Source organism: Streptomyces chrestomyceticus JCM 4735, from assembly GCF_003865135.1.
GTDB lineage: Bacteria > Actinomycetota > Actinomycetes > Streptomycetales > Streptomycetaceae > Streptomyces > Streptomyces chrestomyceticus.
On record NZ_BHZC01000001.1, the window covers coordinates 5783396 to 5807817 of the forward strand.

Here is a 24422-nt window from a genome sequence, read left to right on the forward strand (position 1 = left end):
TCACCCGGGTTATCCACAGGGGGTGGTGCCCCACCCCACCCCGCGGGACAGTAGATCCATGCGGGGCGTATGGCGGGAAATCACCGGTCTGGTACTACCGGTGGACTGCGCCGGATGCGGCCTTCCTCGTACGGAACTGTGCGAGGACTGCCACAAGGCGCTGATCCGGGGGGCGAGGGGGAGTGGGGGTGGGGGCGGGGGAGGCCCCCGGGGCCCCCGGAGGGTGCGGCCGCGGCCTGTTCCGCCCGGCCTTCCGCCCACCTGTGCCGCGGCGCCGTACGCCGATGAGGTGCGGGCTGTGCTGCTCGCGCACAAGGAGCGGGGTGCGTTGCGGCTGGCCGTTCCGTTGGGGCAGGCGCTTGCGGGGGCCGTGCGGGGGCTGTGGGCGCGGGGTGGGCCGTTGAGTTCTTACGGTGGGGAGGCTGGGGCTGGTGGTGGTTCTGGGGGCGGTGGGGAGCTTTGGGCCGGTAGGTGGTCTGGGGCTGGTGTGAGCGCTGGGATAGGTGGTGGGCTTTGGCCCGGTGGCGAGCCTGGGGGCAGGGGTGCTGCTGCGTCTGGGGGCGAGCCTGGGGGCAGGGGTGCCGCCCTGTCCGATGGAGAGCCTGGGGTCAGGGGTGCCGCCCTGTCCGGTGGAGAGCCTGGGGCTAGTGGGGCTGCTGCGTCTGGTGCTGAGCTTGAGGGCAGTGGTGCTGATACGTCCGGAGCTGAGTCTGAGGGCAGTGGTGCCGGCATGTCCGGTGGCGAGCCTCGGTCCGGCTGGAGGACGGGGCTCTGGGCTGGCTGTGGGCCTGGTGCCGGCGGTGGGCGTCAGCCCAGTGGTCAGCTTCGGCCCGGCGGTGAGCATCAGCCCAGTGGTGAGCTTCGGCCCGGTGGCGAGCCGCAGCCCGGTGGTGAGGCGCAGTCTGGTGGAGAGCCGGGGGCACAGCCTGGCGGAGGACCGAGCGTGCAGGTAGGTGGAGGGCCGGAGGCGCAGCCTGGCGGTGCACGGCCGCTCGATGGTGCGTCTGGTCCTGGTGAGGTGGCGGGGGCCGGGGCGGCTGGGTGTGTGCGTTTGGCCGGTGGGGAGCTTTGCTCTGCGGAGTCGGTGAGGGGTGGGGCTGGGGGTGTGCGAGGGGCTGGTGGTGAGACGAGGTCTGGGTGGGTAGGGGATCAGGTGAGGTTTCGGCTTGTGTCTGGTGGCGTAGCGGGCGCTGCCGGGTCGGAGCCGGTGCAGGGCTGTCCGCGTCAGCCCCGTGGGCAGGTGGGTCGGGCGGGGCACCCGGCGGGGAGGGACAGCAGGGGAGATTTTCCGCGAGCGGCTGCGGGTGACCTGTGCGGTACCAGGGCGTGTCCTGGTGGCGGGGCGGGCTGCTCCGGGGCCGTATGGTCCGGTGTGGAGTGCCCGCGCGCCGGCGGTGGAGCGTTGGATCTTACTGGGTCGGGCAGGCCTGGGGAGCCAGGGACGGCTGAAGGGCCGTGTGGCTGCCTCCGGCCGCTGGATGACGGCGGCGGCTCCGCGCTGCCCCGGGCCGTCTCCGGCCCCCCAGGCCAGCCCCACCCCGCCGCTCCGGCGGCCACCCTCGGCGCCCCGACCGTCACCGGCCCCTCAGCTCACATCGCCCCCACAGCCACCACCCACCCCACCCGAAGCGCTCGCCCTACTCACCCCACCACCCCCCTCCTCCTCATCCCCGTCCCCTCAGCCCGGCGGGCGGTGGCTGGGCGGGGGCATGATCCGGTGCGGCGGATCGCGCTTGCGGCGGCTCGGGACCTTCGGCGGGAAGGGGTGCCCGTTCGGGTCCTCTGCGTGCTGCGGCAGCGGCGTACGGTTGCTGATCAGGCGGGCCTCAGTGCCCGCCAGCGCGTGGCCAACGTCTCCGGAGCCCTGACAGTCGTCCCCGGAGCCGTGCGGCTGCTGGCGGTGGCCCCGGTGGTACTGGTGGACGATCTGTTGACCACCGGGGCTTCGCTGGCGGAGGCGGCGCGGGCCGTGCGGGCGGCCGGGGGGAAGGTGGTGGGGGCAGGTGTGGTGGCGGCGCCGCGGAGTGCTTTCGAAATCAACTGGAACTGACCGCCAAAATTCATCGTTGCAGGTAACGAGGGCGAAAAAGCACCCAAACGGAGCTAGTGCCGGCCAGGGGGTGCCGTCACCCGTCCGGGAGAGCTATGTTCGGTTGTGAGGACTTGGCTGACGCTTTGCCTCGGATGCCGGGATAGGTGCGTTCATGGGCTTTTGCAGGGACCCTGAAATGAACGGGAGTGGGGACCCTGCCGACGGGGGAGGAGGAGGTGAAAGTCGCCAAGTCCGAGGCTTCGGCACTCACCGGAGCCTGGTGCAAGAAGGAATCGCTCCGCGCGTAGCAGCGGGGTGATCCGGGAACGGAGTTCTGCGTGGACATCGTCGTCAAGGGCCGCAAGACCGAGGTGCCCGAGCGGTTCCGCAAGCACGTGGCCGAGAAGCTGAAGCTGGACAAGGTCCAGAAGCTCGACGGCAAGGTGATCAGCCTGGACGTCGAGGTGTCCAAGGAGCCCAACCCCCGGCAGGCCGACCGTTCCGACCGAGTGGAGATCACCCTCCGCTCCCGAGGCCCGGTGGTACGGGCCGAGGCGGCCGCCGCCGACCCCTACGCCGCGCTGGACCTGGCCACGGCCAAGCTGGAAGCGCGGCTGCGCAAGCAGCACGACAAGCGCCACTCGCGCCGCGGCAACGGGCGCATCCCGGCGAGCGACGTCGCGGTCAGCGTCCCGGACGCGGCGAAGCTCGACGAGACCGGCCACCTGACCGTGGACGGTGAGCCGCAGGAGCAGGTGCCGACGACGAAGATCGGGTCGCTGGAGGTCCAGGGCGAAGGCCCGCTGGTCGTCCGCGAGAAGACCCACTCCGCGGCGCCGATGACGCTCAACCAGGCGCTCTACGAGATGGAGTTGGTCGGACACGACTTCTACCTCTTCGTCGACGCCGAGACCAAGCAGCCGAGTGTCGTCTACCGGCGGCACGCCTACGACTACGGCGTCATCCATCTGAACCCTGACTCGTTCGGGGGAGAGGAGCCCGGTGGCGCCGGTGGGGCGCTCGGCGGCTGACAGTCGCTGAAGTGGTGCCCCCGGCGTACGCCCGGGGGCACCATTGCGCCTGCGGGGGGCAGGAGTTGAGGCCGTATAGTGTCTGTGCCGGCCAGGGAGCTTGTGAGCACGTGATGGCGACATGCGGGGGAGAGGGGTGTATGGCGCTGTTCGGGCCGGCCGCAACGGGCTGTAGTCAACCAGCCTTATGTCCAAACTCTGGCCTTCACCGGCCGAGTAGTTGACGGGGAGGAACGATGGGGGACAGCTTCGGGCCCGTGCGCGGCGGAGCGGACGACGACGGGGTCGGCGTCGGTGACGGTTCCGGCACGGACGCGGGCATGTCACGCGCGGAGCCGATCAGGGTCCTGGTCGTCGACGACCACGCGCTCTTCCGCCGGGGCCTGGAGATCGTGCTCGCCCACGAGGAGGACATCGAGGTCGTCGGTGAGGCCGGGGACGGCGCCGAGGCGGTGGACAAGGCCGCCGACCTGCTGCCCGACATTGTGCTGATGGACGTACGGATGCCCCGGCGCGGCGGCATCGAGGCGTGCACCTCCATCAAGGAGGTGGCCCCCAGCGCGAAGATCATCATGCTGACGATCAGCGACGAGGAGGCCGACCTCTACGACGCGATCAAGGCCGGGGCCACCGGCTACCTCCTCAAGGAGATCTCCACGGACGAGGTGGCGACGGCGATCCGCGCGGTGGCGGACGGCCAGTCCCAGATCAGCCCGTCCATGGCGTCCAAGCTGCTGACCGAGTTCAAGTCGATGATCCAGCGCACCGACGAGCGCCGCCTGGTGCCGGCGCCCCGGCTCACCGACCGTGAGCTGGAGGTCCTCAAGCTGGTCGCGACCGGTATGAACAACCGGGACATCGCCAAGGAACTGTTCATCTCCGAGAACACCGTCAAGAACCACGTCCGGAACATCCTGGAGAAGCTGCAACTGCACTCCCGGATGGAGGCGGTCGTGTACGCGATGCGGGAAAAGATCCTGGAGATCCGCTGAGGGGCTGAGGGAGGGGCGTGCCACGGCCCGCTCCACCCCCTGTGCCCCCGCTTCCGCCCCTACGCCCCAGCTTCCACCTCCACCTCCGCGACCAGCGCCGCCCGCAGTGCGGCGTCGTCGCAGCGTTCGATGCGTACGGAGTCGCAGCCGACCCACCGCGCGGCCTCGGTCAGCGCCTGGGCCATCGGCCGTACGGCCTTGGCGTCGCGCAGGGACACCTGGCGGGCGACGAGTGTGCTGCCCTCGCGGGCCGGGTCCACCCGCCCGGCGAGCCGGCCGCCGGTCAGCAGCGGCATCGCGAAATAGCCGTGTATCCGCTTGGGGCGCGGGACGTATGCCTCCAGGCGGTGGGTGAAGTCGAAGATCCGTGCCGTGCGCGGGCGGTCCCAGATCAGGGAGTCGAAGGGGGAGAGCAGGGTCGTACGGTGCCGGCCGCGCGGCGTTTCGGCCAGGGCGGCGGGGTCCGCCCAGGCGGGCCTGCCCCAGCCCGCCACCTCGACCGGGACCAGCCCCGACGCCTCGATGACGGCGTCCACCTGCTCGTTCTTGAGGCGGTGGTAGTCGGCGAGGTCGGCGCGGGTGGCCACGCCCAGCGCGGCGCCGGCCTGGGCGACCAGGCGCCGCATGCACTCCGCGTCGTCCAGGTCGTCGTGCAGCAGGTCGTCCGGGATGGCGCGCTCGGCGAGGTCGTACACCCGCTTCCAGGCGCGGCGCTCCGTGCACACCACCTCGCCGGTGTCCAGCAGCCACTCCACCGCGATCTTCGTCTCGGACCAGTCCCACCACTCGCCGCCCTTGCGGCCGCCGCCCAGGTCGGAGGTGGTCAGCGGGCCGTCGGCCTTCAGCCGGTCCAGTACGGCGGCGCAGGAGCCCTCGCGGTCCTCCATCCGGTGCCAGCGGTGCCCCTTCGCGCGCATCGCGCGGCGCCGGAAGGCGAAGTGCGGCCACTCCTCGACGGGCAGGATGCAGGCGGCGTGCGACCAGTACTCGAAGCTGTGCCCGCCCGACCAGTAGGCGGACTCGACGGCGGGGCGGCCGACGGCGCCGAGCCGGGCGTACGGGATCAGCTCGTGGGAGCGGGCCAGCACCGAGATGGTGTCGAGCTGCACCGCGCCCAGGCGCCGCAGGACGCCCCGTACGCCCGCGCGGCGGTCCGGCGCGCCGAGGAAACCCTGGGCCCGCAGTGCCATGCGCCGGGCGTCGTCGGCGGACAGGGTGGTCACGGGCTTCGGCTTCACGGGCTTCGCGGCTGTCATGAGGCACAGCGTAGGAGTGACCACTGACAACGCCGCCGACCGCGTCCGGCGGGCCGTACCGCCCGAACTCGTCAGCCCGGGAACGGGAGATGGGGCGTCCCGGAGGGCAGCCCCAGGTCGCCGGGGAGCAGCGAGCCGATCCAGGCGTCCCGCCGGACGCCGCGGAGCGAGATCTTGGCGCGCAGGGTGCCCTCCATCCGGAATCCGGCCTTCAGCGCCACGCCGCGCGACGCGCTGTTGCCGACTTCGGCGAGCCACTCCAGGCGTTCGACGCCGAGTTCTGTCAGGGCCCAGCGCGCGACCTCGCGTACGGCCTCGGCGGTCCAGCCGTTGCCGCGCTGTTCCCTCGTCGTCCAGTAGCCGATCTCGGCCTGCCGCTCGGCGGACCGCAGCGTCATGCGGAACAGGCTCACGGCTCCGGTCAGCGTGCCGTCCGCCTTGGTGGTCACGGCGAAGCGGTACTGGGTGTCCGTACGCCACTCCTCCTGGCTGCGGGTTATGTAGTCGTGCGCCTGCGCCATGCCGAACGGGGACGGTACGGAGGTCCAGCGCGGGATGGCCGGGTCCTGGCAGGCGGTGTGCACGGCCTGGACGTCGGCGGGGGCGAAGGGGCGCAGGAGGAGACGCTCGGTGGTCAGCGTGACGGGTTCCATGGGGGGAGTGTGCGGAGACGGGACGGGCGCGGCGAGCGGTTTTCCCGGAACGCTCCCGGTCCGTCCTCCGGGCCGTCCGCCGCCCCACAGCTCACCCCCGCCCCCTGCGCACCGGCTCTCCGGCCCCGCCCGCCCCCGGCCCCCCGCCCGCTTCCCGGGCCCCTCCCGGCACTTTCTCGTGGTCCCGCGCGTTCTCGTAGGGAAGGGTGTGCACCGGGGAGCGGTGTGCTTCGCGGCGGTGGACCTCCCGGCCGGATGGGGTCCTCCTTTACGATGGCCGTTGCGGCGGGGCCTGCCCCTTGGAAAAATGCCGCGCCCGCGCACCCTCCCCCTGCCTGCGGCGGGGGGTACCCCCAGCGCCAGGCCCGACCGGCAAGGAGACCAGCCCAAGTGTCCGTCTTCAACAAGCTCATGCGTGCAGGCGAAGGAAAGATCCTGCGCAAACTGCACCGCATCGCGGGCCAGGTCAACTCCATCGAGGAGGACTTCGCGGCCCTCTCCGACGCCGAGCTGCGGGCGCTCACCGACGAGTACAAGCAGCGGTTCGCGGACGGCGAAACCCTGGACGACCTGCTGCCCGAGGCGTTCGCGACGGTCCGTGAGGCCGCCAAGCGGGTGCTCGGCCAGCGCCCCTACGACGTCCAGCTAATGGGTGGCGCGGCCCTCCACATGGGGTACGTCGCCGAGATGAAGACCGGTGAGGGCAAGACCCTGGTAGGCACCCTCCCCGCGTATCTGAACGCGCTGTCCGGCGAGGGCGTCCACCTGATCACGGTCAACGACTACCTGGCCGAGCGCGACTCCGAGATGATGGGCCGGGTCCACAAGTTCCTCGGACTCACGGTCGGTTGCATTCTGGCCAACATGACGCCCGCCGAACGGCGCGAACAGTACAACCGGGACATCACGTACGGAACGAACAATGAGTTCGGTTTCGACTACCTGCGCGACAACATGGCCTGGTCGAAGGACGAGCTGGTCCAGCGCGGCCACAACTTCGCCATCGTCGACGAGGTCGACTCCATCCTGGTCGACGAGGCCCGTACGCCGCTGATCATCTCGGGCCCGGCGGACTCGGCCACCAAGTGGTACGGCGACTTCGCGAAGTTGGTCAAGCGCCTGAAGAAGGGCGAGCCCGCCAACCCGCAGCGCGGTATCGAGGAGACCGGCGACTACGACATCGACGAGAAGAAGCGCACGGTCGGCATCCACGAGTCGGGCGTCAGCAAGGTCGAGGACTGGCTCGGCATCGACAACCTGTACGAGTCGGTCAACACGCCGCTGGTCGGGTACCTGAACAACGCGATCAAGGCCAAGGAGCTGTTCAAGCTCGACAAGGACTACGTCGTCATCGACGGCGAGGTCATGATCGTCGACGAGCACACCGGCCGTATCCTCGCCGGCCGCCGCTACAACGAGGGCATGCACCAGGCCATCGAGGCGAAGGAGGGGGTGGAGATCAAGGACGAGAACCAGACGCTCGCCACCATCACCCTCCAGAACTTCTTCCGCCTCTACAACAAGCTCTCCGGCATGACCGGTACGGCCATGACCGAGGCCGCCGAGTTCCACCAGATCTACAAGCTGGGCGTCGTCCCGATCCCGACGAACCGCCCGATGGTCCGCAAGGACCAGGCCGACCTGATCTACCGCACCGAGGTCGCCAAGTTCGCGGCGGTCGTCGAGGACATCGTCGAGAAGCACGAGAAGGGCCAGCCGATCCTGGTCGGCACGACCTCCGTGGAGAAGTCCGAGTACCTCTCCCAGCAGTTGAACAAGCGCGGCGTGCCCCACGAGGTCCTCAACGCCAAGCAGCACGACCGGGAGGCGTCCATCGTCGCCCAGGCCGGCCGCAAGGGCGCCGTCACGGTCGCCACGAACATGGCCGGCCGCGGTACGGACATCAAGCTGGGCGGCAACCCGGACGACCTCGCCGAGGCCGAGCTGCGCAGCCAGGGCCTGGACCCGGTCGAGCACGTCGAGGAGTGGGCGGCCGCGCTGCCCGCCGCCCTGGAGCGGGCCGAGGCCGCGGTCGAGGCGGAGTTCGAAGAGGTCAAGAGCCTCGGCGGGCTGTACGTCCTGGGCACCGAGCGGCACGAGTCGCGCCGGATCGACAACCAGCTCCGCGGCCGCTCCGGCCGGCAGGGCGACCCGGGCGAGTCGCGCTTCTACCTCTCCCTCGGCGACGACCTGATGCGCCTGTTCAAGGCCCAGATGGTCGAGCGGGTCATGGCGATGGCCAACGTCCCGGACGACGTACCGATCGAGAACAAGATGGTGACGCGCGCCATCGCGTCCGCGCAGTCGCAGGTCGAGCAGCAGAACTTCGAGACCCGTAAGAACGTCCTGAAGTACGACGAGGTCCTCAACCGCCAGCGCGAGGTCATCTACGGCGAGCGCCGCCGCGTCCTGGAGGGCGAGGACCTCCAGGAGCAGATCAAGCACTTCATGGACGACACCATCGACGCCTACATCCAGGCGGAGACGGTCGAGGGCTTCGCCGAGGAGTGGGACCTGGACCGCCTGTGGGGCGCGTTCAAGCAGCTCTACCCGGTCAAGGTGACGGTCGAGGAGCTGGAGGAGGAGGCCGGTGACCGCGCCGGCATCACCTCCGACTTCATCGCGGAGGCCGTCAAGGAGGACATCCACCAGCAGTACGCGGCCCGTGAGGAGCAGCTCGGCTCCGACATCATGCGCGAGCTGGAGCGCCGCGTGGTGCTGTCCGTCCTGGACCGCAAGTGGCGCGAGCACCTCTACGAGATGGACTACCTCCAGGAGGGCATCGGCCTGCGCGCGATGGCCCAGAAGGACCCGCTGGTCGAGTACCAGCGCGAGGGCTTCGACATGTTCACCGCGATGATGGAGGGCATCAAGGAGGAGTCCGTCGGCTACCTGTTCAACCTGGAGGTCCAGGTCGAGCAGCAGGTCGAGGAGGTCCCGGTGGCCGCCGCCGAGGAGAAGACCTCGCTGGACAAGGACGCCCAGGACGCCGTGCCCGCCGGGGCCGGCGCCGGACGGCCGGAGATCCACGCGAAGGGCCTGGAGGCGCCGCAGCGTCCGGACCGGCTGCACTTCTCCGCGCCGACCGTGGACGGCGAGGGCGGTGTCGTCGAGGGCGACTTCACCAGCGAGGACGCGGCCCCGGCCCGCTCGGAGTCGGACGGCCTGACGCGCGCGGAGCGCCGCAAGGCCCAGAAGAGCGGCGGACGCCGCCGCAAGAAGTGACACCCGCCGGGGTCTGAGGCCCGGTACGGGTGAGGCCGGGGCGTCGCAGCGGGAAGCTGCGGCGCCCCGGCTCTTCGCGTACGGAGGTGTCACCACACACGGGCGCTCGGGCCGATGTCGACGGCGGCGCAGCGCCACCGGGCGTCGCCGCCCAGCTCCAGCCGGAAGGCGAGGGCGCGCAGCCGCTCGCCGGAGGCGATGCGGGCGAACGCCTCGATGACGTCCGGGCGCGGCAGGCACAGGCCGCAGTGGGCCACCGACGGGGCCGGTGCGTAGCGGCCTGCCGGGGCGCCTGTGGGACGCAGGGGTGCTTGTGGGGCCAGTTCGACGAGGCGGTCGTACGCGGCGGGCAGCGCGTGTCCCAGGAGGGCGTGCACGGGGCGGCGGCCGCTCAGGGTCAGGAGCAGTTGCTCGGCGAACCAGTCGTGCGGATCGGGGCGGGCGGGGCGGCGCCGGACGGCCCGGGTGGGGGCCGTACGGGGACCGGCCGGGCGCCGGGGGTCACGGCGGCCGGGCGGCCGGCCGGGCGGGCCGGTGCGGGGGCGTCCCGGGCCCGCGGCGGGCGGAAGCCTGGGGGAGCGGGTGCGGGCGGGTGGGAGGGTGTCGGTGTGGGTGGTGAGCATGAGGGCCCCCGTTCGGCCGGTCCGGTGGATACCGGTCAGTAGCTTCGGTGGGGATCTTCTACCGGCGGGGAATCGGCTGCGGCAAGGGCCGTCGGCCGGGCCGGGCGGACGGCCGGAGATTCACCCATCAGGATGAGAGCGGGCTGGTGTGCGGGCGCGGAACGGCGCGCGGGCCGTCGAGGACGGTGCCGGGGCGGCGGAGCGGGAGCACGAAGGGGGACTCCGGCCCGTATCTCACGCCGTACCCCGCGCCCGTATGCTGGCCGGACAGATTTTTCGGAACCGGCGATGTGAGCGGAAGCGGCAGCCATGCGCGTGTATGTCCCCCTGACCCTGCCCGGACTCGCGGCGGCGCACGAGGCCGGGGAGCTGGGCCCCGGCCCGCTGGACGCCTACGCCGTCACGCCCGCGCTGCGCGAGTGGTACGTCTCCGACGACATCGAGGAACTGGAGTACGCGGCGCTCAACCGGGCCGCGCAGGGCTCGCTGCGCCGCCTCGCGGCCGACCCGGACGCCCCGCGGCGCCGGGTCGTGGTGGCCGTGGACGTACCGGACGGCGCGGCCGTCGCCGACCCCGACCGCGGCCTGGACCAGGCGGCGCTGGGCGAGGTCCGGATCGCCGGGCCGGTGCCGATGGCGAAGGCCGCGGCGGTGCACGTGGACTCCGACGACGCCGTCCAGGACGTCACGGCCGCCGCCGGCGCGCTGGGCGCCGCGGACCTCGGCGACGAGGACGCGCGGTTCACGGTGGACGGCGCGGAGGACCACGAGCTGATGTGGTTCGGCGTGCAGGAGATCCCGAACCTGATCGCCTGACCGCCCGCGCGCCCCGTGGTGCCGCGGTCCGGGACTGGGCTGTCAGTGGTCATGGGTACCGTCTTGGCATGGGGACGCACGCGACGCACATCGTCTGGGACTGGAACGGCACGCTCTTTCACGACACCGAAGCGGTGATGGGCGCGACCAACGCCGCCTTCGCCGAGCTCGGCCTGCCCCCGATCACCCTCGACCGTTACCGGGAGCTGTACTGCGTCCCGATCCCCCGGTTCTACGAGCGGCTGCTGGGCCGGCTGCCGACCGAAGCGGAGTGGCTGGTCATGGACGAGGCGTTCCACCGGCACTACGCCGCCCACCGGCCCGCGTGCGGCCTCACCGAGGGCGCCGAGCTGCTGCTGGAGAGCTGGCAACTGGCGGGCCGCAGCCAGTCGATCCTGAGCATGTACGGCCATGACGAGCTGACGCCGCTGGTGCGGGGCTTCGGCATCGAGGCGCGTTTCCTGCGCGTGGACGGCCGTACGGGACCTTCCGGCGGGAGCAAGAGCGAGCACATGGTGCGCCACCTCGCGGCCCTGACCGCCGGACCTTCCGGGGCCGGGAACGGTGACGGGCACGGGAACGGTACGGCGGGGCGCGGCGGCGCGACGGGACGCATAGACCCGGGCCGTACGGTCGTGATCGGTGACGCGGTGGACGACGCGGTGGCCGCACGGCACGCGGGCGCCCACGCCGTGCTCTACACCGGCGGGTCGCACAGCCGGGCCAGCCTGGCGGCCGCCGGGGTGCCGGTGGTGGACACCCTGGCGGAGGCCGTGGAGCTGGCGGAGCAGATAGCCGCGTAACGCAGAGGCGGGCACCCCGGCGCCGCCCCGGACGCGGCCCCCCGGAGGCTCACGCCCCGGACGGGCGCCCCCCCGCGACCTCAGGTCACCGGCGCCTTGGCCCGCAGCACCGCGATGAACTCGCGCATCCACCCGGAGTGGTCCGGCCAGGCGCGGGAGGAGACCAGCGTGCCGTCCACGACGACCTCGGCGTCCCGGAAGGCGGCCCCGGCGGCCTGCATGTCCATTTCGAGGGCGGGGTAGGCGGTGACCCGGCGCCCGTTGAGGCCGCCGATCGCGGCGGTCAGCAGCGGGCCGTGGCAGATCTGGGCGACGGGCTTGTCCGCGTCGAAGAAGGACTTCACGAGTTTGCGCAGCTCGGGGTCGTTGCGCAGATATTCGGGCGCTCGCCCGCCGGGCACCACGAGCGCGGCGTACTGTCCCGGGTCGACCTCGGAGAAGGCCAGGTCGGCGGGCCAGGTGTAGCCGGGTTTCTCGGTGTAGGTGTCGAACCCCGGTTCGAAGTCGTGCACGACCAGCCGCAGTGTCTTGCGGGCGGGGGCGGCGACATGCACGTCGTAGCCCTCCTCGCGCAGCCGCTGGTAGGGGTAGAGGACCTCCAGGGACTCCGCAGCGTCGCCGGTCACGATCAGGATCTTGGCGGCCATGCCGTCCACCTCCGCTCGGGTCGCTCACCACGCGCGGACGTGCCGTTCGTCACATCCGTGCGCCCGTGGTCCGTTCCTCGCTGTCCCGCTCAACGTCCTCCGGATCGCCGTCCTTGCCAAGCCCCCGCGGGATACCGTGGGATTCCAGGGATGCGGCGCACGGACCCGTCGCTGTCCGGATCGTCAAATTTCGGCTAGTGGTTTTGTACACAGCTGGACCATGACGGCACCCCGGCCGGGAGCGATAGCCTTGCATCGTGATCAGCGCGATAACCCGCGAGGGCATCGAGGCCCTCGTCGTGCGCCCGGGACAGCACAGTGACCGGGCGGCCGCTGACCGTTGCGATCAGGACCGGAAACCGACCCCGACCGGGTCGGTGCCGAGCGGTCCGGCCATCGCTCATCGCGGCACGGCGTCGTCCCCGACCGGACACTTCCCCGCGTTGCGGCGGTGGAACCCTCACCGGCCGGACCGGCGTCGTGCAGCTTCCACGGAGTTCATCCACAACGTCACGCAACGGCGCGCGACAGGAGCCAGAGGACATGCAGACCAAGCTGGACGAAGCCAAGACCGAGCTGCTCGCGCGGGCGGCCCGGGTCGCTGAAAGCAGCCCGGCCGGGGGACAGGCACCGGTGCAGGGTCTCGACCCGGACACCCTCCTGGGATACCTCCAGCGCTACTACCTGCACACCGCGCCGGAGGACCTGACCGGCCGCGACCCGGTGGACGTCTTCGGCGCCGCGCTCTCCCACTACCGGCTGGCCGAGAACCGGCCGCAGGGCACCGCGAACGTCCGGGTGCACACCCCGACGGTCGAGGAGAACGGCTGGACCTGCAGCCACTCCGTGGTCGAGGTCGTCACCGACGACATGCCCTTCCTGGTCGACTCGGTCACCAACGAGCTGTCGCGTCAGGGCCGCGGCATCCATGTGGTGATCCACCCGCAGGTGATCGTCCGGCGTGACGTGACCGGCAAGCTGATCGAGGTCCTCGACAACACGTGCGACGCGCACGGCCGGACCGGCAAGGACAAGGCGGGCCACGGCAAAGGCCGGGACCTGCCGCACGACGCGCTGATCGAGTCGTGGATCCACGTCGAGATCGACCGGGAGACGGACCGCGCCGACCTCAAGCAGATCACCGCCGATCTGCTGAGGGTGCTGTCCGACGTGCGGGAGGCCGTCGAGGACTGGGAGAAGATGCGCGACGCCGCGCTGCGCATCGCCGACGAGCTGCCCACCGAGCCGACCGCCGACGACCTGCGCGACCAGGAGGTCGACGAGGCCCGCGAGCTGCTGCGCTGGCTGGCCGCCGACCACTTCACCTTCCTCGGCTTCCGCGAGTACGAGCTGACCTCGGTCCCCGGCGAGTCCGGCGCGGAGGAGGACGTGCTGACCGCCGTGCCCGGCACCGGCCTCGGCATCCTGCGCTCCGACCCGGCGCACAGCGAGGGCGACGACGGCCACCCCGTCTCCCCGTCGTTCAACCGGCTCCCCAAGGACGCCCGAGCCAAGGCCCGCGAGCACCGGCTGCTGATCCTGACCAAGGCCAACAGCCGCTCCACCGTGCACCGCCCCTCGTACCTCGACTACGTGGGCGTCAAGAAGTTCGACGCCCAGGGCAACGTCGTCGGCGAGCGCCGCTTCCTCGGCCTGTTCTCCTCGGCCGCGTACACCGAGTCCGTACGCCGGGTGCCGGTCATCCGCCGCAAGGTCGCCGAGGTGCTGGACGCCGCGGGCTTCACCGCGAACAGCCACGACGGCCGCGACCTCCTCCAGATCCTGGAGACCTACCCGCGCGACGAGCTGTTCCAGACGCGCGTGGACCAGCTCCAGTCCATCGTCACCAGCGTGCTGTACCTCCAGGAGCGCCGCCGGCTGCGGCTGTACCTGCGCCAGGACGAGTACGGGCGCTACTTCTCGGCGCTGGTCTACCTGCCGCGCGACCGCTACACCACCAGCGTACGGCTGCGCCTGATCGACATCCTCAAGGAGGAACTGGGCGGCACCAGCGTCGACTTCACCGCCTGGAACACCGAGTCGATCCTCTCCCGGCTGCACTTCGTCGTCCGGGTCGAGCCCGGCGCCGCGCTGCCGGACCTGACCGACGCCGACGCCGAGCGCATCGAGGCGCGGCTGGTCGAGGCCGCCCGCTCCTGGGCCGACGGCTTCGCCGAGGCGCTGACCGCCGAGGTCGGCGAGGAGCGCGCCGCCGAGCTGCTGCGCCGCTACAACCACGCCTTCCCCGAGGGCTACAAGGCCGACAACCCGCCGCGCAGCGCGGTCGCCGACCTCCAGCACCTGGAGAAGCTGACGGCGAAGGGCGGCAAGGACTTCGAGGTCAGCCTGTACGAGCCGGTCGGCGCGGGCCCCGACGAGCGCCGTTTCAAGATCTACCGCACGGGTGAGCCGGTCTCCCTGTCCAAGGTCCTGCCGGTGCTGAACCGTCTCGGCGTCGAGGTCGTCGACGAGCGGCCGCACGAGCTGCGCTGCACCGACGGCGCCACCGCCTGGATCTACGACTTCGGGCTGCGCATCCCCGAGCGGATGAACGGCGACGACGCGCGCGAGCGGTTCCAGGACGCCTTCACGGCGGTGTGGACCGGCCGCGCGGAGAGCGACAACTTCAACAAGCTGGTGCTGCGGGCCGGCCTGAACTGGCGTCAGGCGATGGTGCTGCGGGCGTACGCCAAGTACCTGCGGCAGGCCGGTTCGACGTTCAGCCAGACGTACATGGAGGACACCCTCTCCAACAACGTCCACACCACCCGGCTGCTGGTCAGCCTCTTCGAGGCGCGGATGTCGCCGGAGCGGCAGCGGGCCGGCACCGAGCTGACCGACGGGCTGCTGGAGGAGCTGGACGGCGCGCTGGACCAGGTCGCGAGCCTGGACGAGGACCGCATCCTGCGGTCGTTCCTCACCGTCATCAAGGCGACGCTGCGCACGAACCACTACCAGAAGAACAGCGACGGGCAGCCGCACGCCTACCTGTCGATGAAGCTCGACCCGCAGGCCATCCCGGACCTGCCGGCGCCGCGCCCGGCATACGAGATCTGGGTGTACTCGCCGCGCGTCGAGGGCGTCCACCTGCGCTTCGGCAAGGTGGCGCGCGGCGGTCTGCGCTGGTCGGACCGGCGCGAGGACTTCCGTACGGAGGTGCTCGGCCTGGTCAAGGCGCAGATGGTGAAGAACACCGTCATCGTGCCGGTCGGCGCCAAGGGCGGGTTCGTCGGCAAGCAGCTTCCGGACCCGTCGGTGGACCGCGACGCGTGGCTGGCGGAGGGCATCGCCTGCTACAAGACGTTCATCTCGGGTCTGCTGGACATCACCGACAACCTGGTCGGCGGCGAGGTCGTGCACCCCTCGGACGTCGTACGGCACGACGAGGACGACACGTACCTCGTCGTGGCGGCCGACAAGGGTACCGCGACGTTCTCCGACATCGCCAACGAGGTCGCCGAGTCGTACGGCTTCTGGCTCGGTGACGCCTTCGCGTCCGGCGGCAGCGCCGGCTACGACCACAAGGGCATGGGCATCACCGCCCGCGGCGCCTGGGAGTCGGTCAAGCGGCACTTCCGCGAGCTGGGCGTGGACACCCAGAGCGAGGACTTCACCGTCGTCGGCGTCGGTGACATGTCCGGTGACGTGTTCGGCAACGGCATGCTGCTCAGCGAGCACATCCGGCTGGTGGCCGCCTTCGACCACCGGCACATCTTCCTCGACCCGACGCCGGACGCGGCCACCTCGTACGCCGAGCGCCGCCGGCTGTTCGAGCTGCCGCGCTCCTCGTGGGCGGACTACGACACCAAGCTGCTGTCGCAGGGCGGCGGCATCCACCCCCGTACCGCCAAGTCGATCCCGGTCAACGCGCAGGTGCGGGCCGCCCTCGGCATCGAGGCGGGCGTCAAGAAGATGACCCCCGCCGACCTGATGCGGGCGATCCTCGCCGCGCCGGTGGACCTGCTGTGGAACGGCGGCATCGGTACGTACGTGAAGTCGTCGGCGGAGTCGAACGCGGACGTGGGCGACAAGTCCAACGACGCGATCCGCGTCAACGGCGAGGACCTGCGGGTCAAGGTCGTCGGCGAGGGCGGCAACCTGGGTCTGACCCAGCTCGGCCGGATCGAGTTCGCCCAGAACGGCGGCAAGATCAATACCGATGCGATCGACAACAGTGCCGGTGTGGACACCTCCGACCACGAGGTGAACATCAAGATCCTGCTGAACGCGGTCGTCGCCGACGGCGACATGACGGTCAAGCAGCGCAACAAGCTGCTGGCCGCGATGACCGACGAGGTCGGCGCGCTGGTGCTGCGCAACAACTACGCGCAGAACATCGCGCTGTCCCTGGCCCAGGCGCAGTCCGCGAGCATGCTCCCCGCCCAGCAGCGCTTCATCCGCCGCCTGGAGCGCGACGGCCACCTGGACCGGTCGCTGGAGTTCATGCCCAGCGACCGGCAGATCAAGGAACGACTGAACGCCGGCCGCGGCCTGACCCAGCCCGAGACCGCCGTGCTCCTCGCCTACACGAAGATCACGGTCGCCGACGCGCTGATCCAGACCGGGCTGCCGGACGACCCGTACCTCCAGCACCTGCTGCACGCGTACTTCCCCAGCGCGCTGCGGGAGAAGTTCGCCGAGCAGATCGACGCGCACGCGCTGCGCCGCGAGATCGTCACGACCGTCATGGTCAACGACACGGTCAACACCGGCGGCACCAGCTTCCTGCACCGCATGCGGGAGGAGACCGGCGCCGCGCTCGAAGAGGTCGTACGGGCGCACACCGCGGCCCGCGCGATCTTCGGGCTGAACCGGGTCTGGGACGACGTCGAGGCCCTCGACAATGTCGTCGCCGCCGACGTGCAGACCCGCATCAGGCTGCACTCCCGGCGCCTGGTGGAGCGCGGCACCCGCTGGCTCCTCAACAACCGCCCGCAGCCGCTGGAGCTCTCCGAGACCATCGACTTCTTCGCGGACCGGGTCGCCGGGGTCTGGGCCGAACTGCCCAAGCTGCTGTGCGGCAGCGACCTGGAATGGCACCAGCGCATCCTGGACGAGCTGACCGAGGCCGGGGTCCCGGCGGAGCTGGCCACCCGGGTGGCCGGATTCTCCTCCGTCTTCCCCGCGCTGGACATCGTGGCCATCGCGGACCGCACCGGCAAGGAGCCGCTGGACGTCGCCGAGGTCTACTACGACCTGGGTGACCGGCTGCGGATCAACCAGCTCCTGGACCGCATCCTGGAACTGCCGCGCAACGACCGGTGGCAGTCGATGGCCCGCGCCTCCATCCGCGAGGACCTGTTCGCCGCGCACGCGGCGCTGACCAGCGACGTGCTGTCGGTGGGCAGCGACTCCGCGACGCCGGAGGAGCGGTTCAAGGCGTGGGAGGAGAAGAACGCCGCGATCCTCGGACGCGCGCGGACCACGCTGGAGGAGATCCACGGGTCGGAGGGCTTCGACCTGGCGAACCTCTCGGTCGCGATGCGGACGATGCGGACGCTGCTGCGCACGCACCGCTGACGCGCACCACGGTATGAGAGCGGCGCGGTCCGGCACTGCCGGGCCGCGCCGCCGTCGTTCCGGGCGCTCGGGGCGTTCTGGGCCGGAGCGCTGGGCGGGTGCTCTGGGCGGGCGCTTGGGCGGGGCCCTGGCTGGGCGCCCGCACCGCTCGCGCTACCCGCCGTGCTACCTGGCGCCCCGCTCGTACGCCGTCACGACCTCCTCCGTGGGGCCGTCCATGACCAGTTCCCCCTTCTCCAGCCACAGGACGCGATCGCAGGTGTCGCGGATCGCCTTGTTGTTGTGGCTGACGAGGAAGACGGTGCCGGCTTCCTCGCGGAGTTCGCGGATCCGGGCCTCGGAGCGCTTCTGGAAGGCGCGGTCGCCGGTGGCCAGCGCTTCGTCGATCATCAGGACGTCGTGGCTCTTCGCGGCGGCGATGGAGAAGCGCAGCCGGGCCGCCATGCCGGAGGAGTACGTGCGCATCGGCAGCGAGACGAAGTCGCCCTTCTCGTTGATGCCGGAGAAGTCGACGATGCCCGGGTAACGGTCGCGGACCTCCGCGCGGGACATCCCCATGGCGAGCCCGCCGAGGACGACGTTGCGCTCGCCGGTCAGGTCGTTCATCAGGGCCGCGTTCACCCCCAGGAGTGACGGCTGGCCGTGGGTGTAGACGCGGCCGGCGGCGGGCGGCAGGAGCCCGGCGACGGCACGCAGCAGCGTGGACTTCCCGGAGCCGTTGGAGCCGATCAGCCCGATCGCCTCACCCTTGTGGGCGACGAAGGTGACGCCCTTGACGGCGTGCACCTCACGGACGCCGGCACTCGGCCGGCGGCGGACGATCCGGTTCAGGGCGGCCGTCGCGCCGCCCTTGCCCGCGCTGCCTCCGTACACCTTGTAGACGATGTGGACGTTGTCGCAGATGACGGTGGGGGTGCGGTCGTCGGCGGGCTCGGGGGCGTCGAGGGGGGCGGGGGTGCGTTCGATGGTGGTGTCAGCCACGGCCGTACTCCTCCTCGGCCTTCCAGAAGAAGACGTATCCGGCGGCGCCGGCCAGCAGGGCCCAGCCGAGGGCCAGCGGCCACACGTGCGGCGGCAGGTCCTGGGCGCGCACCGTGTCGATCAGGGCGTACCGCGTCAGGTCGATGTAGATCAGGGCGGGATTGCAGTTCAGGGCCACCGAGACCAGGTGGGGCGCGCTGCTGGTGAACGTGGAGAGGTTGTAGAAGACGCCGGACACGTACATCCAGGTGCGCAGCACGAACGGCATGAGCTGCGCGGTGTCCGTGGTCTTCGCGCCGATACGGGCCATGGCCAGGGCGAGGCCGGTGTTGAAGACCGACTGGAGCAGCAGGGCGGGGATCATCAGCAGCCAGTGCCATGTCACCGGTACGCCGCAGATCAGCACGATGGCCGCCAGCACACCCATGGAACAGATGAGCTGCTGGAGCTGGATGAGGGTGTGCGCGACGGGCAGCGCGGCGCGCGGGAAGTGCAGGGCGCGGACCAGGCCGATGCTGCCGGAGACGGCGCGGGTGCCGGCCAGGACCGTGGACTGGGTGAAGGTGAAGACGAAGATCCCGGTGCACAGGAACGGGATGAAGTTCGGAATGCCGCGGTTGGTGTGCAGCAGCATGCCGAAGATCAAGTAGTAGACGCCCGCGTTGAGCAGCGGGGTCATGACCTGCCAGAGCTGGCCCAGCCGGGCCGTGGTGTATGTGGCGGTCAGCCGGGCGGTGGCGAAGGACGCGATGAAGTGGCGGCGCGCCCACAGGCGGCGGGTGTACTCCCGCAGCGGCGGGCGGGCGCCGCTGACGGTCAATCCGTACCGCTCCGCCAGTGCTTGCAGGCCGGGGTCGGGCGGGGCGGCGGCCGGGACCACGGACGGCGCCTCGGCGGGGCGGGCCGGTGGGGCGAGGGTCTGGGGCATACGGGCGGTCGCCTCCGGGCGGGTGAGGGAGGGACGGAGGAGCGCCGGTTACGTCAGAACGCTCCCGTATCGTCGTAACGGTGCCGAGCGTACGACCGGCTCACGTCGAAACGCAACCGTAGCGTCGCTACGAGACCGTTTCGTCGCGCCCTGACCGTTCCGTCGCGACGCAACCGTCTCGTCGGAACGCAGTTGTTCCGTCGTGTGCCGCAATCGTCTCGTCGGAACGCAACCGTCCCGTCGCGACGTGCCCGTACCGTCGCGACGCTACGATCAAGGCATGGCAAAGGACGGCACGGACATGACGAGGACACCGGGCGTACCGGGCGGGCGGCGGGCGCCGGCCGGGGCCGCCGTACTGCGCGAGGAGAAGACCGAGGCGATCCGCGCCGCGGTCTTCGCGGAGCTGGCGGCGGTGGGGTTCGCGCGGATGTCCATCGAGGGCATCGCCCGGCGGGCGGGCGTCGGCAAGACCGCCGTCTACCGGCGGTGGCGCTCCAAGCTGCACCTCGTGCTGGACGTGGTCTCCGCGGTGGCCGCCGAGGGCCTGCCGACGCCGGACACCGGGACGCTGCGCGGCGACGTACGGATGCTGCTGGAGGTCGCGGCCCGCGCGCTGCGGCACCCGATGGCCGCGCAGATCATCCCGGACCTGCTGGCCGAGGCCGCGCGCAGCCCCGAGATCGCCGAAGCGCTGCGCACCGCCCTGCTCGACAGCCAGCAGGGCGTCGCGGCGGCGATGGTGGCCCGCGCGGTCGAACGCGGCGAGCTGCGCCCGAAAGCCGACGCGCGCCTGGCCCTCGACCTGATGACCGGCCCGCTCTACTGGCGCCTGATGGTCGTACGCGACGAACTCCCGAAGACCTACCTGGACGAACTGGCCCTCGCGGTGGCGTCGGCCCTGGAGGCGTAGCGCGGCACCCCGGCCCCGGCCCGATCCGGGTTGCGGCTCGGCTCCCGACCCCGGTTCCCCCTCACGGCCACCGCGAGGACCCCCACACCCACGACCCCGGACTAATCGGGCGAGCGGCGCGCGCCGCGCGGCCGAATACTGGGGAGGTGCAGTGCGCGAGGTGGCTCATTCCGGTGTGAGCCGGATGGTGACGAGTGGGGCGTGGCCGGGCGCCGTGGAGGGCGTGACCTGTGCCGACGCACCCGTCCCGGTGGTCCCGACGGCGGCTGCTCCAGGTGGCCGGGGGCGGCGCGGCCGCGGTGACGGCCGGTGCCGTGGGGTGGGCCTGGGCCGGGCCGGGGATGCCGCTGTCGCAGGTGGCCGATCCGGCGCTGGAGCGGGAGGCCGCCGCGTCCGGTGCGGAGCAGGCGTTCCTGCACGTCATCGCGCACGCCGACGACTCGCTGTACTTCATGAACCCGGCGCTGGAGCAGTCGGTGCGCAGCGGCGCCCGGTCGGTGACGGTCTGTATGACCGGCGGCGAGTCGGACGGCCGCAACACCGCCGAGCACGGGCGCGGGGACCGGATGCCGCCGCGCGACCGCCCGGCCTTCGCGCGCGCCCGTACCAACGGGCTGCGGGCCGCGCACGCGGTGATGGCCACCGGCGATCCGCTCAGCCCCTGGGACGTCGAGGCCATCTCCCTGCTGCCCGGCTTCCAGGTCGAGATCCAGACGCTGCGCGCCGCGCCGCGGAACCAGCTCGTCTTCATGGAGCTGGTGGAGGCGCGGACCGTCTCCGAGCCACGCGCGCGGAGCCTGCGCGGGCTGTGGCTCGGCGCCGTCGACGTGCTGCCCACGCTGCGGTCGGAGGGCACTCCCGTACAGCGCACGTTCCAGTACACCCGTGAGGACGTCGTCGCGTCGCTGACGGCCCTGCTGGAACGGGTGCGGCCCACCGTGGTGCGCACTCTCGACCCGAACGCGGTGCACGCCCCGCACCGGCCCCCGCCCACCGACGACCCCAAGCTGCGCGGCTTCCAGTACTACGACCACCAGGACCACATCAGCTCGGCCTGCTTCACCCAGGCGGCGCTGGCGGCCTACTGGGGCGGCAGGCCCACCCGTCCCACCGTCGTGGAGAACTACATCGGGTACGAGGCGGGCGTGCTGCCCAACAACGTCGACCTGCCGACGGCCCGGCGCAAGGCCGAGCTGCTGTCCGTCTACGGGTGGGCCGACGGCCGCGACTGCGGCGACCGGGCGGGCTGCGGCGACCGCAAGGTCGGCGGCTCGGCGCTCGACGGCTGGTCACGCAACTGGACGCGCAGCACCCGGCTGCGCGCCCCCGGCTCGAACAGTTGGCTGCGGCCGCTGAAGGACGGCCGGCTCGCCGCCTTCGCCGTCCTGGACGGCACCGCCGTGTGCTGGGCCGAGACCGCGCCGGGCAACGGCACCTTCAGCGGCCCGCACCGGCTCGGTGGCGGTCTCCTCCAGGGCCAGGTCCACGCCGTGAGCCACCCCGGCGGGGCGCTCCAGCTCTTCGTCTCCCGTACGGTCCTGCCCGCCCCCAACCACGCGCACCGCCGCGAGCTGCTGACCGCCCTCCAGAACGGCACCGCGCGAAACGGCGTACCGGCCTTCGGCCCGTGGGAGTCGCTGGGCACTCCGGACGCCGCGCCGCTGAAGTCCCTGGAGACGGGCTTCCCGGCGGCGGCCGTCGGCCAGGACGGCACGGTGCACGTCTTCGCCCGCGACTGGCGCGGCGGCATCGCGTACCGCAGCGGCGCCCAGGGCGGGGACTGGTCGCTGTGGCGGCACCTGGAGGCGCCGACGGCCTCCCCCGGTTCGGGGGCCGGGTACCGGCTGTCGTGGACGGGCTGGACGCATGTGTGGACTCCGAGGGGCTGGTGCACGTCGTGGCGCCCAGTGACCGGGCCGTGCACCACTGGGTGTCGAGGGAGGCGGGGCAGATACCGGAGCCCACCGGGGACACCGGGCTGCCCGAGCCCGGTGGCCCGCTGAGCCTGGTGCCGCTGGGCGGCGGGGCGGTGCGCCTCGCGTACCGGCAGAGCGCCACGGCCCAGGTGCTCCTGGCCGAGCGGCGGCCGCGGCCCGGGTCCTGGCGGCTGTCGGCGCGGTACGAGCCGGTCGGCGGGTACGGGCGGGTGGCCCTGGCGGCCGTCGGCAAGCCCGCGCGGACCGTCGTGGTCGCGGGGCGGGACAACGCGGGCCTGCTGCGGTACGCGCTCAGCGACACGGGGCAGGACACGCCGGGCCGCTGGCTGACGGGGAAGGTGCCGCACTCGGGCGCGGCGGCCGTCGGGCAGGACACCGACGGGCGCGCGGTGCTGGCCGTCCTCGGCAACGACGGGCGGCTGCACGTGGTGCGGCAGCGGGACGTGGGGGCGGACGGCGCGTTCCAGGAGTGGCGGGCCCAGCCGGTCCCGCGGGGTCAGAGCGGCCCGGCGAAACGCGCGGGCTGAGCCTCGTCACCCGTACGGCGGTCTGCCTCGTCGGCCGGAACGGCCGCACCGGCCTTACCGACCGGACCGCCCTTCCCGGAAGCCCGCGCCCCCGGCACCAGAATGCGGGTGGACACCAAATAGGTGAACGGGATCGCCAGCACCGCAGCGAGCAGCGGCGCGACGCGGGTGCCGAGCCCGCACCAGTTCACCAGCACCACCAGTCCCACGCTCTGCACCACGTAGTTCGTGACCTGGGTGAGCGGGAAGAGCAGGAACTTCTTCCAGCTCGGCCGGGTGCGGTAGGTGAAGTAGGTGTTCAGGAAGAACGAGCCCACCATGCTGAACAGGAACGCGAGCGTGTAGGCGGCGAAGTACGGCATCCAGGGGTGCAGCGCCAGGTAGCACCCGTAGAAGGTGAGGGTGTTCACGCCGCCGACGACGGCGAAGCGCAGCAGCCGCCCCAGCGGCAGCCGCCCGAGCGGGGACCGGCCCCGTGACGGACGGCGGTACGGGTGGCGGTACGGACGGCGGTTCGGCCGACACCTCATCGGCGGGTCCGCCCGGCGACCCGGGCCGTGGGGGTGTGCGTGGGCGCCGTCCCGTTGGTCTCCTTGACCAGGAAGTGCGGGCGCCGCTTGGTCTCGTAGTAGATGCGGCCGATGTACTCGCCGATCAGGCCGAGCATCACCATCTGGAGGCCGCCCAGGCCCACGATGATCGCCACCAGCGTCACATAGCCGGGCGCGGTGATGCCGCCGGCGATCGCGGCGCCGACGATCCACAGGGCGTACGCGGCGGCCAGCGCGGCCAGGCTCAGGCCGGTGTAGATGGCCACCCGCAGCGGGCGGCTGTTGAAGGAGATCATGCCGTCGATGCCGTAGTTGACCAGGGCGCCGAAGCACCACTTGGTGCGGCCGCCCTCGCGCCGGGCGTTGCGGTAGTCGAAGGTGACGGTGTCGAAGCCTATCCAGGAGAACAGGCCCTTGGAGAAGCGGTTGTACTCGGGCAGCGAGACCAGCGCGTCGACGGCGGTGCGGGACAGCAGCCGGAAGTCGCCGACGCCGTCGGTCAGTTCCACGTCCACCCACTTGTTGATCGCGCGGTAGTACAGCCGGCTGCACACGCTGCGCAGCGGTTTGTCGCCGTCCCGGCTGCGCTTGGCGATGACCTGGTCGTGGCCGAGCTGGTAGAGGTCGAGCATCTTCTCGATGAGCTGGGGCGGGTGCTGGAGGTCGGCGTCCATCAGGATGACGGCGTCGCCGCTGGCCTCCTTCAGGCCCGCGAGCATCGCGGACTCCTTGCCGAAGTTGCGGCTGAAGGAGAGGTAGCGGGTGGTGGGGCGGTGCTGCTGGGCGAGGGTGCGTATCCGGTGCAGCGTGCCGTCGGTGCTGCCGTCGTCGACGTAGCACAGCTCGTACTCGACGGCGAGCTGTCCGAGCACCGTGCGGATCTCCTCGTCGAACTGCCCGATGACTTCCTCTTCGTCGTAACAGGGGACAACGACCGAGAGCTTCATGGGGAGCCCTTTCGCCGGGGCGGAGCGCGGCGGGAGCCAC

General features: G+C 71.6%; 18 protein-coding genes and 1 pseudogene. 11 read left to right on the forward strand and 8 right to left on the reverse strand.

The annotated features are described in order from the left end of the window. Positions 1-58: 58 nt before the first annotated feature. From EJG53_RS44190 to EJG53_RS25125, 4 genes and pseudogenes are all read left to right on the forward strand, one after another. A pseudogene (locus tag EJG53_RS44190) lies at positions 59-403 on the forward strand (hypothetical protein); the annotation flags it as partial. Positions 404-1765: 1362 nt separating this feature from the next. Next, on the forward strand, positions 1766-2050 hold the full coding sequence (locus EJG53_RS25115; protein WP_371858724.1) for a ComF family protein: 285 nt from the start codon (positions 1766-1768) through the stop codon (positions 2048-2050). Positions 2051-2370: 320 nt separating this feature from the next. After that, positions 2371-3063 (forward strand): ribosome hibernation-promoting factor, HPF/YfiA family, encoded by a 693-nt coding sequence (gene hpf, locus EJG53_RS25120; RefSeq protein WP_125046644.1) that lies wholly within the window; start codon positions 2371-2373, stop codon positions 3061-3063. 236 nt (positions 3064-3299) lie between these two features. Next, a complete protein-coding gene (locus EJG53_RS25125) occupies positions 3300-4055 on the forward strand; it encodes a response regulator (RefSeq protein WP_125046645.1) in 756 nt (251 codons plus the stop codon). Positions 4056-4114: 59 nt separating this feature from the next. On the opposite strand, the gene EJG53_RS25130 is transcribed toward EJG53_RS25125, so the two are convergent. Both EJG53_RS25130 and EJG53_RS25135 read right to left on the reverse strand, forming a co-directional pair. Further along, entirely contained in the window at positions 4115-5311 is a 1197-nt protein-coding gene (locus EJG53_RS25130) for a winged helix-turn-helix domain-containing protein (protein WP_125046646.1), read from the reverse strand. A 71-nt stretch (positions 5312-5382) separates the two neighbouring features. Beyond that, on the reverse strand, positions 5383-5964 hold the full coding sequence (locus tag EJG53_RS25135; RefSeq protein ID WP_125046647.1) for a GNAT family N-acetyltransferase: 582 nt from the start codon (positions 5962-5964) through the stop codon (positions 5383-5385). A 390-nt stretch (positions 5965-6354) separates the two neighbouring features. On the opposite strand from EJG53_RS25135, the gene secA reads away from it, so the two are divergent. Further along, complete coding sequence (gene secA / locus EJG53_RS25140; RefSeq protein ID WP_125046648.1) at positions 6355-9189, forward strand: preprotein translocase subunit SecA; 2835 nt, start codon at positions 6355-6357, stop codon at positions 9187-9189. A gap of 89 nt (positions 9190-9278) precedes the next feature. Here secA and EJG53_RS43400 read toward each other — a convergent pair whose 3' ends face one another. Continuing rightward, on the reverse strand, positions 9279-9812 hold the full coding sequence (locus EJG53_RS43400; protein WP_125046649.1) for an Rv3235 family protein: 534 nt from the start codon (positions 9810-9812) through the stop codon (positions 9279-9281). A gap of 309 nt (positions 9813-10121) precedes the next feature. Between EJG53_RS43400 and EJG53_RS25150 the strand changes: the two genes are divergently transcribed. Further along, positions 10122-10628: a DUF6912 family protein gene (locus tag EJG53_RS25150; protein ID WP_125046650.1), complete on the forward strand. Its 507-nt coding sequence runs from the start codon at positions 10122-10124 to the stop codon at positions 10626-10628. Between the two features lie 68 nt (positions 10629-10696). Next, complete coding sequence (locus tag EJG53_RS25155) at positions 10697-11431, forward strand: HAD family hydrolase (RefSeq protein ID WP_125046651.1); 735 nt, start codon at positions 10697-10699, stop codon at positions 11429-11431. 80 nt (positions 11432-11511) lie between these two features. Here the strand turns inward: EJG53_RS25155 and EJG53_RS25160 are convergent, their stop codons facing one another. Then, complete coding sequence (locus EJG53_RS25160) at positions 11512-12078, reverse strand: DJ-1/PfpI family protein (protein WP_125046652.1); 567 nt, start codon at positions 12076-12078, stop codon at positions 11512-11514. 543 nt (positions 12079-12621) lie between these two features. On the opposite strand from EJG53_RS25160, the gene EJG53_RS25165 reads away from it, so the two are divergent. Beyond that, on the forward strand, positions 12622-17598 hold the full coding sequence (locus EJG53_RS25165; RefSeq protein ID WP_125046653.1) for an NAD-glutamate dehydrogenase: 4977 nt from the start codon (positions 12622-12624) through the stop codon (positions 17596-17598). A gap of 165 nt (positions 17599-17763) precedes the next feature. On the opposite strand, the gene EJG53_RS25170 is transcribed toward EJG53_RS25165, so the two are convergent. Together EJG53_RS25170 and EJG53_RS25175 are read right to left on the reverse strand one after the other, a co-directional pair. After that, positions 17764-18579 (reverse strand): ABC transporter ATP-binding protein, encoded by an 816-nt coding sequence (locus EJG53_RS25170; protein WP_371858725.1) that lies wholly within the window; start codon positions 18577-18579, stop codon positions 17764-17766. Then, positions 18572-19507: an ABC transporter permease gene (locus tag EJG53_RS25175; protein WP_125046654.1), complete on the reverse strand. Its 936-nt coding sequence runs from the start codon at positions 19505-19507 to the stop codon at positions 18572-18574. The genes EJG53_RS25170 and EJG53_RS25175 overlap by 8 nt, the downstream gene beginning before the upstream one ends. Before the next feature lie 280 nt (positions 19508-19787). Here EJG53_RS25175 and EJG53_RS25180 point away from each other — a divergent pair, with 280 nt between their 5' ends. The 3 genes from EJG53_RS25180 (at position 19788) to EJG53_RS42740 (ending at position 22884) form a co-directional block, all read left to right on the forward strand. Next, positions 19788-20420 carry a TetR/AcrR family transcriptional regulator gene (locus EJG53_RS25180; RefSeq protein WP_125046655.1) on the forward strand — a complete coding sequence of 211 codons (633 nt, stop codon included), beginning with the start codon at positions 19788-19790 and terminating at the stop codon, positions 20418-20420. A 230-nt stretch (positions 20421-20650) separates the two neighbouring features. Beyond that, the gene (locus tag EJG53_RS25185; RefSeq protein ID WP_244955317.1) at positions 20651-22423 is read left to right on the forward strand and encodes a PIG-L family deacetylase; all 1773 of its coding nucleotides are present in this window, start codon (positions 20651-20653) and stop codon (positions 22421-22423) included. Continuing rightward, on the forward strand, positions 22351-22884 hold the full coding sequence (locus tag EJG53_RS42740; protein WP_244955318.1) for a hypothetical protein: 534 nt from the start codon (positions 22351-22353) through the stop codon (positions 22882-22884). The genes EJG53_RS25185 and EJG53_RS42740 overlap by 73 nt, the downstream gene beginning before the upstream one ends. On the opposite strand, the gene EJG53_RS25190 is transcribed toward EJG53_RS42740, so the two are convergent. Together EJG53_RS25190 and EJG53_RS25195 are read right to left on the reverse strand one after the other, a co-directional pair. Continuing rightward, positions 22854-23414, reverse strand: coding sequence for a GtrA family protein (locus tag EJG53_RS25190; protein WP_125046656.1), 561 nt, complete (start codon positions 23412-23414; stop codon positions 22854-22856). The two genes, EJG53_RS42740 and EJG53_RS25190, sit on opposite strands and share 31 nt — an antisense overlap. After that, a complete protein-coding gene (locus EJG53_RS25195; RefSeq protein WP_125046657.1) occupies positions 23411-24382 on the reverse strand; it encodes a glycosyltransferase family 2 protein in 972 nt (323 codons plus the stop codon). The genes EJG53_RS25190 and EJG53_RS25195 overlap by 4 nt, the downstream gene beginning before the upstream one ends. Positions 24383-24422 lie beyond the last annotated feature (40 nt).